The organism is Mesorhizobium sp. M0074 (assembly GCF_040322975.1).
Lineage (GTDB): Bacteria > Pseudomonadota > Alphaproteobacteria > Rhizobiales > Rhizobiaceae > Mesorhizobium.
In genome coordinates this window covers 164153-176973 of record NZ_JAMYUM010000007.1, presented here as the reverse complement: position 1 = coordinate 176973, position 12821 = coordinate 164153, and the positions used below count along the sequence as shown (strand labels likewise).

The following is a 12821-nucleotide window of genomic DNA, read 5'->3' as shown; positions in this document are numbered from 1 at the left end:
AGCGATGGCAACGCGAGCGAAAACGCAACCGTTGTGCGGAGAATAGATAGCGATTGACGGCAGAGCATCAATTCTCGCAAATAGGAAGAATGCAGGTCCCCAGCAGCAAGGATTGAGATTGAGTTCCTTCACCGCCCCCCTCTGTCCTGCCGGACATCTCCCCCTCAAGGAGGGAGATTGGCTGTCACGCCCGCCTTCGGAAATCTTCACTGCGGCAAGAAAGACGCCTGCGGCGGAACTGCCAATCTCCCCCCTTGAGGGGGAGATGTCCGGCAGGACAGAGGGGGGCGCGAAGGAACGCGGTTTTGATCGTTATCGCCAAGACCACCCTCATGAACTGGGATGATGCCCGTATCTTCCTTGCCGTAGCGCGGGCCGGCCAGATCCTCGGCGCCGCCAGGCGGCTGGAGCTTAATCACGCGACCGTCTCGCGCCGCATTGCCGCCCTCGAGGATGCGCTCAGGACAAAACTGTTTCGCCGGCTTACCACCGGCAGCGAGCTGACGCCGGCGGGCGAGCGTTTCCTCGAGATTGCCGAACGCATGGAGGGCGACATGATCGCCGCGCGCTCGACCGTTTCAGGCGAAGGCGACGACGTCTCGGGCACCGTGCGCATCGGCGCGCCGGACGGCTTTGGCGTCGCCTTCCTGGCCAGGCGCCTCGGCGCGCTGACCGCTCTGCACCGTGAGCTCACCATCCAGCTGGTGCCGGTGCCACGCTCCTTCTCTTTGTCCCGGCGCGAGGCCGACATTGCCATCACCGTCGAACGGCCGACGGAAGGCCGCCTGGTGGCGGGAAAGCTGGTCGACTACACGCTCGGCCTGTTCGCGTCGCGGGCCTACGCCGACACCCATGGCCTGCCCGGAACCGCCGCCGAGCTAGGCCAGCATACGCTGATCGGCTACGTGCCGGACCTGATCGTCAGTCGCTCGCTCGACTACGCGGCCGAATTCAGCCCCGACTGGCGCACCAGCTTCGCTATTTCCTCCGCGCTCGGCCAGGCCGAAGCAGTGCGTTCCGGCGCCGGCATCGGCATCCTGCACACCTTCGTTGCCCGCTCGATGCCGGAGCTGGTGCCTCTCGATATCGTCGCACCCATACGCCGCGCCTACTGGCTGGTCTATCATGAATCGGTCAGGCCGCTGCGCCGCGTCCAGGTCGTCGCGAGCTTCATTACCAAGGCCGTCGAACGGGACAGGGGTTTGTTTGCGTGAGCCTGCCGGCCGCTGGCTGTCTTAGCTGGTGGGCGTCTTACTTGGCGTATCGTCCGAGCCCGAGATCGCCGACGTCGATGTCCGGCACCCGGCTGGAGATGATGTCGGCCAGAACTTTGGCCGAGCCGCAGGCCATGGTCCAGCCGAGTGTGCCATGGCCGGTGTTGAGATAGAGATTGGAGAAATCGGTGCGGCCGATCAGCGGCGGCCCGTCGGGTGTCATCGGCCGCAGCCCGCACCAGAAGGTCGCCGATCGCATGTCGCCGCTGCCCGGAAACAGGTCGCCGACCGAATGTTCGAGCGTGCGCCGCCGCGATTCGTGCAGCCGCAGGTCGAAGCCGGAAATCTCCGCCGTGCCGCCGACCCGGATACGGTCGCCGAGCCGGGTGATCGCTACTTTGTAGCTCTCGTCCATCACGGTCGAGACCGGTGCGGCGGCGGCGTCCTTGATCGGCAGGGTGATCGAATAGCCCTTGACCGGGTAGACCGGGATGGGCCGCTTCAGCATGCGCATGAACCGTGCCGAATAGCTGCCCATCGCCATCACATAGGCATCAGCGACCATCCAGCCCTTGCTGGTGCTGACGTTGGTGATGCGATCGCGCTTCTTGACGACGCGCCGTATCTCCGTGTCGTATTCGAAGGTGACGCCGCGTGCCGCGCAAAGCTCGGCAAGCCTGTCGGTGAACATCTTGCAGTCGCCGGTTTCGTCGCCGGGCAACCGCAGGCCACCGACGAATTTTTCGCGCACGCCGGCCAGCCCAGGCTCGGCCGCAATGCAGCCGTCGGGGTCGAGGACCTCGTAGGGGACGCCATAGGCCTTCAGCACCTCGACATCGCCGCCGACGCCGTCGAGCTGCTTTTGCGTTCGGAAGAGCTGCAGCGTGCCCTTGGCGCGCTCGTCATAGGCGATGCCGGTCGCCTCGCGCAGCGCCTTCAGCGTGTCGCGGCTGTACTCGGCCAGCGGCACCATGCGCGCCTTGTTCAGCGCGTAGCGTTCAGCCGTGCAATTGCGCAGCATCTTGACCAGCCATATCCACATATGCGGATCGAGGGCCGGTCGCACCACCAGTGGACCGTGCTTCATCAAAAGCCATTTGATGGCCTTCAGCGGAACGCCGGGCCCGGCCCAGGGCGAGGCATAGCCGGGCGAGATCTCGCCGGCATTGGCAAAGCTGGTTTCCAGCGCCGGGCCTTTCTGGCGATCGATCACCGTCACCTGATGACCGGCCTCGGCAAGAAAATAGGCGGTTGTGACCCCGATCACGCCGCCGCCCAGCACGAAGATCTTCATCGTTTGGTTCTCCGCGGCGGCATCTCGTCGGGATTCGAGACCGGGATCATCGCCGCCTCATGTCTGCCGGATTCTGTGGCCTCAGCCAAGTGCCGATGCTTAGGGAAAAGACATGCGTGAGGACAACAACCTTGCGTCCTAGCCATTCACATAGCGCCGGTGGAAACGGTGGCCGAGACTGGTCAAGACCTCATAGCCGATGGTGCCGGCTTGGCCGGCTACCTGGTCCACCGTCTGCGACGACGGTCCGATGAGTTCGACGAGGTCGCCGGCCTTCAGCCTGCCGGGCGGCAATGCGGAAATGTCGAGGATGATCGAATCCATCGAAACCCGGCCGACGAAGGGCAGCCGCACATTTTCGAGCCAGGCGGAGGAAGCGGCGCGTCGATGCCAGCCATCGCCATAGCCGAGCGAAATCGTCGCCGCGGCAAGCGGAGCCTTGGCGTGGAAAGTGTGACCGTAGCCGACACCGGCGCCGGCCTCCAATATCCGCGTCTGGATGACCTTGGCTTGCAATCGCACCACCGGCAGCATCGGATTGTCCTTCGCCGGCGTCGGATTGACGCCATAGAGAGCGGCACCCGGACGAACGAGGTCGTAGTGATAGCGCTGCCCGAGAAAAATGCCTGATGAATTGGCAAGGGAAACCGGCGCTTCCGGCAGCATCCGGCGCAGCCGTTCGAATTCCAGCCGCTGCCGCTCGTTGGCCGGCTGCTCGGGTTCATCGGCGCAGGCGAGATGGCTCATCACGAACGTCAGTTCGACACCGTCGAAAGCCTGCGGATCCTGCGCGACTGCCTTCACCTCGGATGGCATCATGCCGAGCCGCGACATGCCGCTGTCGACCTGGAGGGCGGCCGGCAACTTACGGCCCACCCGCCCGGCCATCTCGCGCCATGCCGCGAGTTGGCTGGCGCTGTTGAGTACTGGGCAAAGCCCTGCCGCAACCGCTTCCGTTTCCGCACCCGGCGGAATGCCGTTCAGCACATAAATGGCCGGGTCTGAGCCGAGCGCCTTGCGCAGCAAGATGCCGCCGGCCAAATGCGCAACAAAGAAAGTATTACAGCCCTCACCCATCAGCGCCGCCGCCACCGGCGCCGCGCCAATCCCATAGCCGTCGGCCTTGACCACTCCAGCACAGCCGACGCCGCCCAGCCGCGCCTTCAGCCGCCGGTAGTTCTCACGGACGGCGCCGAGATCGATGGTCAGGATCGCCCCTGCCGCGGCTTCGCTGATCGGTTCGCCCAGGGTGACGGTCGGCGGAAGAGATTTGCTTGAGATGTCGTTCATGCCGACCTGTTTTAACGGAAGGCCGGCGGCTACGCCACCAGGTGCCGGAACGCCGCCACCACGTCTTCGTAGACCTTGCGCTTGAACGGCACGATCAGGCCCGGCAATTCCAGCATCGGCCGCCACGCCCACCGGTCGAACTCGGCCTTGTGGCCACCCGGCGGCGGATTGATCGCGATCTCGCTTTCGTCGCCGTGGAAACGGAAGGCAAACCATTTCTGCGTCTGGCCCCGATATCGTCCCTTGAAGGCGACGCCGACCAGATGCGCCGGCAGGTCGTATTTGATCCAGTGCGGCGCCTCGGCCAGCAGCGACACCGAGCGCATGCCGGTCTCTTCGTAAAGTTCACGCGCCGCCGCGGGCAGCGGCTCCTCGCCATCATCGATGCCGCCCTGCGGCATCTGCCAGAGCTGCGTCTTTCCAGCGAATTCGCTGTCCGGCTCGGCAATGCGACGGCCGACCCAGACCAGGCCGGCCTCATTGAGGACCATCGCCCCTACGCAGGGCCGGTAGGGCAGCGTCTCGGAGTCAACGAGCTTGTTCTTTGCCATCTCAGCCTTTTTCCGGATCTATGGCCACCGCCGAAACCGGCACGATCTCGATGCCGCGCTTCTTGGCCTCGGTCACCCAGGAAGACACGGTATCCACCGTCAGGTCGAAAGCCGAGCCGATGCCGACGGCAAACCCTTTCGCCCGTGCCGTCGCTTCCAGCCCATCCAGTTTCTTCAATATGGCGCCGCGGTCCTGCACCGCATCGATCGCCGTATCGCCGCCGACGAACGGCACGCCGTCCTTCAGCGCCAGTTCGGGTGCCAGGCTGCGCGCCGACGAACCGTCGTCGACATAGGCCAGACCACGCTTGCCAAGCTCGGCCATCAACGGCCCCATCGCCGTCGCGTCGGCCGAAAAGCGGGCGCCCATATAGTTCATGACGCCGGTGTAGTTGGTCGTTCGCGACAGCGCCCAGCGTAAATTCTTCAAATTCTCGTCCGGCGTTGCAGCCACGGTCAGCGTGTTACGGCCGGGATTCACGTTCGGATAGTCGAACGGCTCAAGCGGTACCTGCATGATGACCTCATGGCCGCTCTGCCGCGCTACCTGCATCCAGCGGCCGATGCTGTTGCCTTGCGGCGCGAAGGCCAGCGTCACTTCCGCCGGCAGCTTGGCGATGGCTGCCTGCGTGCCGGTCTGCGACACGGCAAGCCCGCCGATGACGAGCGCGACGCGTGCACCGCGAGCCCCGGACCACGGCCGCGCATAGACATCGAACGGGCGCCTGCCGTCGGCGGCGCGGATCGGCAACGGACCGGTTTCGCTGGCCTCGACCAGCGCCTTGTCGGGAATATGCGCGATCCTGAGGTTCTGGCCGATCGTCGAAGGGTCGCGAATGACTATGGCCGCCTCGGGTGGACCGTCGCCCCCCTCGGTCTGGACATGGATGATCTGCGGACCGCCCGTCTTCGGCCCGCTTATGTTGGCCCCGCTTGCGTTGCTTGGCGCAGCCATTTCGGGCGTCGCCTTGGCGGGCGCGGCGGCGGTATCCGCCGCCGGCGTCTTAGGCGTCGAAACGGCTACTTCTTGCAGCTTCCGGAACGGCTTGTCTCGCAAGGCGATCGCGCTGGAGACGCCTACCACCGACAGCACGACAAGCGCGGCCGCGACCGCACCGGCGCTGATCCCGCTGCCTGAGCGCGGCAGCCGGATCGCCTGTCCGAGAGGTCGTTCTATGTCCTTGCCGATATCAGCCAAGCCCGCACCCCCGGCGCGCATCCCCGAAGTGAAACCTTCTCCGGAGGCGCAAATCCAAAATGTCGGCGCGTCCCCTTGCTTCACTGGACGCGCAGCATGCCGGCCGCGGCCCCCGAATCAAACTGCCGGAGCCTCGCGGCCCCGGCCGCATCGCATCGCTTCGCTCAGGCAGCCAGACCTGTTTGGCCCGGCTTGCCTGCCCTTACTGGTTCAACACGGCCTTTTGCGGATTCGGCGGGAACGCCGGATCGGTCTTCTGGCCGCGCAGCAGCTGCTCGGCATAGATGAGCTGCAAATCGTCCTTCGGTTCCGGCGGCACATAGGCTGCCGAACCCGAACCGGTGGTGCTTTCGTCGGCGCCCTTGATATGGCCCTTGAGGTCGGATTCGCCGCGCGTCAGGTCCCTGCCCTGCAGTTCCGCCGGCAGCGGCTGGTCGACCTTGATGTCGGGCGTGATGCCCTTGCCCTGGATCGACTTGCCGGACGGCGTGTAATAGAGCGCCGTCGTCAGCCGCAGCGCCCCGTTCTCGCCAAGCGGAATGATGGTCTGCACCGAACCCTTGCCGAAGGACTGCGTGCCGACCACCGTGGCGCGGCGCAGATCCTGCAGCGCGCCGGCGACGATTTCCGAGGCACTGGCCGAGCCGCCATTGACGAGCACGATCAGCGGCTTGCCGCCGATGTCGTCGCCGGCCCGCGCGTCGAAGCGGGTGACGTCCTTCGGGTCGCGGCCGCGCGTCGAGACGATCTCGCCACGGTCGAGGAAGGCATCCGACACGCTCACCGCCTGGTCGAGCAAACCGCCCGGATTGAGGCGCAGGTCGAGCACGTAGCCCTTGAGCTTGTCGTTCGGCACCTGCTTCTTGATGGTGTCGATGGCATTCTCGAGGTCGTCATAGGTTTTTTCGGTAAAGGAGGTGATCTTCATGTAGCCGATGTCGTTTTCGACCCGGAACTTGACCGCCTTGACCTTGATGATGTCGCGCACGACCGTCAGTTCGATCGGCTTGTCGGCGCCCTGGCGCAGGATGGTGAGCTTGATCGGCGTATTGACCAGCCCGCGCATCTTCTCGACAGCGTCGTTGAGCGTCAGGCCGCGGACCTCCTCGCCGTCGATCTTGGCGATATAGTCGCCGGCGAGCACGCCTGCCTTGGCGGCCGGCGTATCGTCGATCGGCGTGATCACCTTGACCAGGTCGTTCTCCATGGTGACCTCGATGCCGAGGCCGCCGAATTCGCCCTTGGTCTGCACGCGCATGTCCTGCGCTTCTTCGGCATTCATGTAGGAGGAGTGTGGGTCGAGCGACGACAGCATGCCGTTGATGGCATTTTCGACCAGCGACTTGTCGTCGGGCGGCGTCACATAATTCGCCCGTACCCGTTCGAAGATATCGCCGAAGATCGCCAGTTGCTTATAGGTCTCGGAGCCCGCAGCTTTCGCTGTCGAGCCGGGCGCGCCATAGACCAGGCTCATCGCCGATGCACCCATCAGCGCACCGGCAAACAGAAGCGACAGTTTCCGCATCATTCACGTCCTTCCAGAAAAACGGTCCGCCCACCATGGGGCCGGATCGACGGGTTTTCCATCCTTGCGGAACTCGACATAGAGCTCCGGCGTGGCATTTCCATTCTTCGATGCCGAGGTGCTCGCCACCCGGGCCTCTCCCATCGCGCCGACCGGCTCACCTGCGAGCACCGACTGGCCAGACGCGACGCTGATTCTGCTCATCCCCGCCAGGACGACATGATAGCCGTCACCCGCATTCAGGATCAAGAGTTGACCGTAAGAGCGGAAAGGCCCCGCATAAAGCACATTTCCATCCGCCGGCGCTGTGACGATGGCTCCCGATTGTGTCGCAACCATGTCACCGAGCATCATCGCGCCGTTACCGTCGTCGGCCCCGAACCGCCGCTTGATCCTGCCGGTGACCGGCAGCGCGATCTGCCCTTGAAGCGCGGAAAACGGCGCGGCAGCGGTGAGCCTGTTGCTCTCCGGCACCGGCAGCGAGGCCAATTCCGTCGGCGCCGCAGCCGATGCCGGGCCCTTGTCGGCGTCGGCCGTCTTTTGCTCGGCTGCCTTGGCCGCATCCGCCGCCTTGCGGGCTCTGTCGGCCTCGAGCGAGGCGATCAGTTCTTTCAGGCTGCCGGCCTTGGCCGCCAGCATCGCGGACCGTTGCTTTTCGGCGGCCAGCGCGGTTTGCGTATCGGCGGCGAGCTTCTGCTTGGCTTCGAGCAGCATGCCGAGCCGCTTTTTTTCCGTCGCCTGCTCGCCGACAGCTGCCGTCAGCCGCGCCCGCTCGGCCTCGATCGAGGCCGTCACCCGCGACTGCTCCTTGAGGTCGGCCAGCAACATGTCGGTCTGCTGGCGCAGTTCCGGCACCACGGCACCGAGCAGGATGGCGCTGCGCACCGACGACAATGCGTCCTCCGGCTTGACCAGGATCGCCGGCGGCGGATTGAGCCCCATGCGCTGCAGCGCGCCGAGCACTTCGGCCAGAACGTCGCGTCTGGCGGCCAGTGAGGCGCGGATCTTCTGCCCCTGCGCCTTCAGCCCCTCCAGCTTGCCGCCAATGTCCTCGATGTCCCGGCCGAGCTTCTGCTCGGTCATCGCCGACTGGATCAGCGCCGCGGTGATCGAGGCGTGGTCCTTCTTGACAGCCGCTATGTCGGCGGCGAGCTTGGCCAGCCGCTCGGACGACAGCGTGATCTCTTTCGATACTTTTTCGTATTCGGCGCGGCTCTGGTCCGGGTCGGGCGCCAGGTCGAGCGTGTTCTCGGCCCGCGCGACGCCGAGCGAAAGCGCGATCGTCGCCACGGCGATGCCGTAGCGCACGCGCCAGGAGCCCGTTCGTGATTTCCAGTCTTCAGACATTGAAGCCTAACTCTATGCGCGGCTTCGTTAACGAACCATCAACCATGTTCGAGCCCCGGCCGCCATCCGCAAACCCCATGAGCCCAAACTGTCGATGAGCATTGGGGCAAAAATCCGGGCGGCTGGCATCAATTCGCCGACGGAGCCGACTTCATGAACGATGGTAGGGGTGACCGGAAAGGATAGTGGCCGCCCGGTAAAGCTGCTCGCCCAGCATCACGCGGACCAGCTGATGCGGCCAGGTCAGCGCGCCGAGCGACACCGTCAGATCAGCCAGGTCGCGCAGCGACTGGTCATGGCCGTCGGCGCCGCCAATGGCGATCACCAGCGCCTTGCGCCCGCCATCGCGCAGCGAACCTATGCGGCCGGCGAAATCCTCGGAGGAAAGGTTCTTGCCGCGCTCATCCAGCAGCATCAGCGCCGTGCCCGGTTGCAAGTGCGTCTGCAGCTTCTGGCCTTCCTCGCGCCGGCGCTCATTGGCTGTCTGCGCGCGACCTTCCGCAATCTCGACGATCCCGGCGAATTCGAGGCCTACGGCAGGACCGCTCCTGGCAAAACGCTCGAAATAGCGGTCGGCCAACTGCTTCTCGGGGCCGGCTTTCATTCGGCCCACGGCATGAACCGTAATCTTCATCCCTGCCTCGAAGAGCCGCTGATGCATGTCGAACGACGACATACATCAAGACGAATACGGCTCAGTGGAGGGTCTCCTCCTCGAGATCGGGCGCCTGCCACATCTTTTCGAGATTGTAGAAGTCGCGGACCTCGGGACGGAAGACATGGACGATGATGTCGCCCGAATCGATCAGGACCCAGTCGGCGCCAGCCAGCCCCTCGACGCGCGCCGTGCCGAGCCCGGCATCCTTCAGCGCCTTGAGGAGATGATCGGCAACAGCCGAGACATGACGGTGCGATCGGCCCGACGCGACGACCATGTAGTCGCCGAGGCTCGATTTCCCCTGAATGTCGATTGAGACGATGTTTTCGGCCTTGGAGTCTTCCAGACTGGCAAGGACTGTCTTGATGGCGCGGGACACGGCGTCGTTTACGCTGATCCCGGCCGGCGAAGGCACGATGTCGGCCTTCTTCCGCAGTGCTGTTCTCAGTGTATTTCCTTTCGCAGCAAGAACAACCAAATCACCTCTGAAATCAGGTGACACTGCTTAGATAGGCAGAGTTAGGTCGCAGTTTCAAGACACCGCTCGCAAGCAGGCACCCGGCAGCGGCCGAATATCCGGCTTTTCGGGCCAGAAAATCGGAACCGCCTCGCCCCGCAGCGGTTATCGGCTCATCCACGAACCGGAATCCCGACATGCCGATCGATCCCCAGAACGCCCTCCTCACCGTGCAATCCGGCCTGGCGCAACTCAGCACGCTGATCGTCTCCTACTCGCTTTCGGCGGTCGGCGCCGTCATCCTGCTGGTCATCGGCTACATCGTCGCCGGCCTCGCCGAGCGTTCGATCTATGCCGGCCTCGGCCATATCAGCGGCTTCGACGAAACGCTCCGCCATTTCTTCTCGCAGGTCGTCCGCTACGCCATCCTGGGACTGGTCGTGATCATGGTTCTCGGCCAGTTCGGCGTGCAGACGGCTTCGATCATTGCCGCTATCGGTGCCGCCGGCCTGGCCATCGGCCTGGCGCTGCAAGGCACGCTGCAGAACATTGCCGCCGGCATCATGCTCCTGGCGCTGCGGCCGTTCCGCATCGGCGAATATGTCGAAGTCGGCGCGATATCCGGCACCGTCGAGGAGATCGGGCTGTTTGCCACAACGCTGAGGACGGTCGAAGGCGTCTACGTGCTTGCACCCAACTCGACCCTGTGGAACCAGCCGGTCCGCAATTTCACCCGCAACGGTGTGCGCCGCGGCGACATCACGCTCAGCATCGGCTCCTGGAACGACATCGATTTTGCGCAGAAGACCATGCTCGGTGTCGCCGCCGCCGACCGGCGCGTCAGGCGGCAGCCGGCGCCGATCGCCTTTGTCGCGACTGTCGGCGACAGCACCGTCGCCATCACCTTGCGCTACTGGACGGCGGCTGCCGATTTCTTCGCCGCCCAGATCGACCTCACCAAGAGCGTCAAGCAGGCGTTCGATGCCGAAGGCCTTTCAATCCCGGCGCCGGCGCCGAAAGCGCCGCAGCCGGATGCCTCTGCCACGCGGCAATAGAGCATCTTAAGCCGGCCGGCAGATGGCCCTCAAAGCTCTCCGCGCCCGCGCTGATCTTCGGGCGCGAAGGCGAGATCGACAGGCAACGGCGCCTGCGCCGTCATCGGCGCGAAACTGCCGGTCTCGGTGGCGGGCACCGGCCGCACCATGACGACGCGCCAGAGAACGAACAGGCAGTAGGCGGTGGCAATGACGATTGCCACATAGATGAAGGCCTGCGTGCCGTAGACGGCGGAAAGTCCGGTCACAATGCCGGGTACGACGAAGCCGGACAGCGACCAGGCAAACAAAAGCGAGCTCGACAGCGCCACCATGTCGTCCTTGCCGGCGCGGTCGCCGGCATGGGCGCTGGCCAGCGAGTAGATCGATTCCGAGGCGCCGTCCCAGACCACATAGATGACAAGCAGCGCCGCCAGCGCGCCGCCGTCGAAACCGAGGGCAAACAGGCCCGCCGCGGCGGCAAGCGCCGACGCAGCGATCAGCACAAAGCGCCGGTCGGTGCGGTCGGAAATCCAGCCGAGCGGAATCTGCAGGATCAGCGTGCCGACCGGCATTGCCGAAAGCAGCAAGGCGACGTCGGCCTGGCTGTAGCCCTTGGCCGTGGCATGGATCGGCGCAAAACCCGAGATCGTCATCGACAGGCCGCCGACGGCAAGCATGCCGGCAACGCCGACCGGGGAGATCCGCCAGGCGCGGCCAAGCGCCACGGACGCCGCTTGCGGCGCCTGCGGCTGCGCAAGCCGCGTCAGCCCGACGGGAAGGATCGACAGCGCGGTGAAGGCAATGCCGATCAGCGGCGCGTCGGCCGCGCGGATATCGACCAACGCCAGCGTCGAGTAGCCGACGCCGAGCCCGGCGACGTAGGCAACGTAGAAGATAGCCATGACCCGGCCGCGGATGGCGTTGGCGACGACATCGTTCAGCCAGCTCTGCGCGACAATGAACAGGCCGCATATGGCAAAGCCGTAGAGTGCCCGTGCAGCGATCCATGGCAATGGGTGCGGCCCGGCGCCGACCGCGGCGTTGGACAGCACGATCAGTGCCGACAGCACCATGAACACGCGGGCATGGCCGACACGCCGCACCAGCGGCCCGGTCAGGATGCAGCCGGCGAGGCCGCCAGCCGAAAGGCCGGTGACGATCAGCCCCGCCCATGTCGGATCGAAGCCCTCGGCGCCGAGCCGGACTGGGATATAGGCGAACATCAGCCCATTGCCGACGGCGATCAGCGCCATCGACAAAAGGATGCTGGCAATGGCGATCGACGGCGCCGGCTGCCCTAGACCGTTCTTGTCCTGGTCGCGCTCGAGAATCGTCATGACCGAGGATCGCCCATCAAGCAGGTCAAGGCAGCGGCAAAAGCGACATCACCGGACTTGCCTTCTCCCCTTGTGGGAGAAGGTGGATCGGCGCGCAGCGCCGAGACGGATGAGGGGTGCTGGAAGAAATGCAGCGTAAAAAGACCGAGGGATTTTAAGTGCTTAGTTCTTCAAGATAGCGATCATTCCAGCACCCCTCATCCGACCGAGCTTCGCTCGGCCACCTTCTCCCACAAGGGGAGAAGGAGACTCCTATCCCTTTGCCACCTTGCGGATCGCGCTCGACGACAGCGACGAACGCGGGCCGTGGATGAAGGTCCAGGCCGGCGCGTCCATGCGGGCGAGCCGCGGCGCATCGCCCTCGTCGACGCGGGCATAGTCGAAGGTCTTGGCGACCACCGACGACAGGAACGACAGCGTCGCACCCGGCCGGTCGACCACCGCGATCGGAAACGTCATCACGATGCGGCGCCAGCGCTGCCAGCGGTGGAAGTCGCGAAGCGAGTCGGCGCCCATGATCCAGACAAAATCGACGCCCGGGTTACGCGCCTTGACCAGCGCCAGCGTGTCGGCGGTGAAGCGGACGCGGTGGGCCGCCTCGAATGCGGTGACCTTGATCTTCGGATTCTTCGCGATCTTTTCGGATAGCTGCAGCCGCTCGGCCAGCGGCGCCAGGTCTCCGGCATTCTTGAGCGGATTGCCGGGCGTCACCATCCACCACAGCTGATCGAGCGCAAGGCGTCTGAGTGCGATCTCGGCGACCAGCGCATGGCCGGCATGCGGCGGGTTGAACGAACCGCCGAACAGCCCGACCGCCACGCCTTTCCCGGCATGCGGCGTCTTGAGATAGCGGGAGGATATGGCATGTTCGGACAAGGCAAGCATGCGTCAGGCACCCCCCTCTGCCGCGCCG

12 protein-coding genes are annotated in these 12821 nt (G+C 65.0%); 2 read left to right on the top strand and 10 right to left on the bottom strand.

The window, feature by feature from the left end; all coding sequences use genetic code 11:
* Positions 1–332 precede the first annotated feature (332 nt).
* Positions 333–1214, top strand: coding sequence for a LysR family transcriptional regulator (locus tag NKJ73_RS12200; RefSeq protein ID WP_023678060.1), 882 nt, complete (start codon positions 333–335; stop codon positions 1212–1214).
* A gap of 37 nt (positions 1215–1251) precedes the next feature.
* On the opposite strand, the gene NKJ73_RS12195 is transcribed toward NKJ73_RS12200, so the two are convergent.
* The 8 genes from NKJ73_RS12195 to rsfS form a co-directional block, all read right to left on the bottom strand.
* On the bottom strand, positions 1252–2508 hold the full coding sequence (locus NKJ73_RS12195) for a D-amino acid dehydrogenase (protein WP_502905371.1): 1257 nt from the start codon (positions 2506–2508) through the stop codon (positions 1252–1254).
* Positions 2509–2646: 138 nt separating this feature from the next.
* Positions 2647–3798, bottom strand: coding sequence for an alanine racemase (gene alr, locus NKJ73_RS12190; RefSeq protein WP_352454935.1), 1152 nt, complete (start codon positions 3796–3798; stop codon positions 2647–2649).
* Positions 3799–3827: 29 nt separating this feature from the next.
* Positions 3828–4349: an RNA pyrophosphohydrolase gene (locus tag NKJ73_RS12185; protein WP_352569557.1), complete on the bottom strand. Its 522-nt coding sequence runs from the start codon at positions 4347–4349 to the stop codon at positions 3828–3830.
* Position 4350: 1 nt separating this feature from the next.
* A complete protein-coding gene (locus NKJ73_RS12180) occupies positions 4351–5547 on the bottom strand; it encodes a divergent polysaccharide deacetylase family protein (RefSeq protein ID WP_352569556.1) in 1197 nt (398 codons plus the stop codon).
* 202 nt (positions 5548–5749) lie between these two features.
* Positions 5750–7075 carry a S41 family peptidase gene (locus NKJ73_RS12175; RefSeq protein WP_023678065.1) on the bottom strand — a complete coding sequence of 442 codons (1326 nt, stop codon included), beginning with the start codon at positions 7073–7075 and terminating at the stop codon, positions 5750–5752.
* Positions 7076–8419, bottom strand: coding sequence for a murein hydrolase activator EnvC family protein (locus NKJ73_RS12170; RefSeq protein WP_352569555.1), 1344 nt, complete (start codon positions 8417–8419; stop codon positions 7076–7078).
* A 151-nt stretch (positions 8420–8570) separates the two neighbouring features.
* Positions 8571–9053, bottom strand: coding sequence for a 23S rRNA (pseudouridine(1915)-N(3))-methyltransferase RlmH (gene rlmH, locus NKJ73_RS12165; RefSeq protein WP_023678067.1), 483 nt, complete (start codon positions 9051–9053; stop codon positions 8571–8573).
* 61 nt (positions 9054–9114) lie between these two features.
* Positions 9115–9492 carry a ribosome silencing factor gene (rsfS, locus tag NKJ73_RS12160; RefSeq protein ID WP_023678068.1) on the bottom strand — a complete coding sequence of 126 codons (378 nt, stop codon included), beginning with the start codon at positions 9490–9492 and terminating at the stop codon, positions 9115–9117.
* Positions 9493–9731: 239 nt separating this feature from the next.
* On the opposite strand from rsfS, the gene NKJ73_RS12155 reads away from it, so the two are divergent.
* Entirely contained in the window at positions 9732–10589 is an 858-nt protein-coding gene (locus tag NKJ73_RS12155) for a mechanosensitive ion channel family protein (RefSeq protein WP_352569554.1), read from the top strand.
* 29 nt (positions 10590–10618) lie between these two features.
* Here NKJ73_RS12155 and NKJ73_RS12150 read toward each other — a convergent pair whose 3' ends face one another.
* Positions 10619–11908, bottom strand: a complete 1290-nt coding sequence (locus NKJ73_RS12150; protein WP_352569553.1) for an MFS transporter — start codon at positions 11906–11908, stop codon at positions 10619–10621.
* A 252-nt stretch (positions 11909–12160) separates the two neighbouring features.
* Positions 12161–12793 carry a nicotinate-nucleotide adenylyltransferase gene (locus NKJ73_RS12145; protein WP_352569551.1) on the bottom strand — a complete coding sequence of 211 codons (633 nt, stop codon included), beginning with the start codon at positions 12791–12793 and terminating at the stop codon, positions 12161–12163.
* Between the last annotated feature and the right edge of the window lie 28 nt (positions 12794–12821).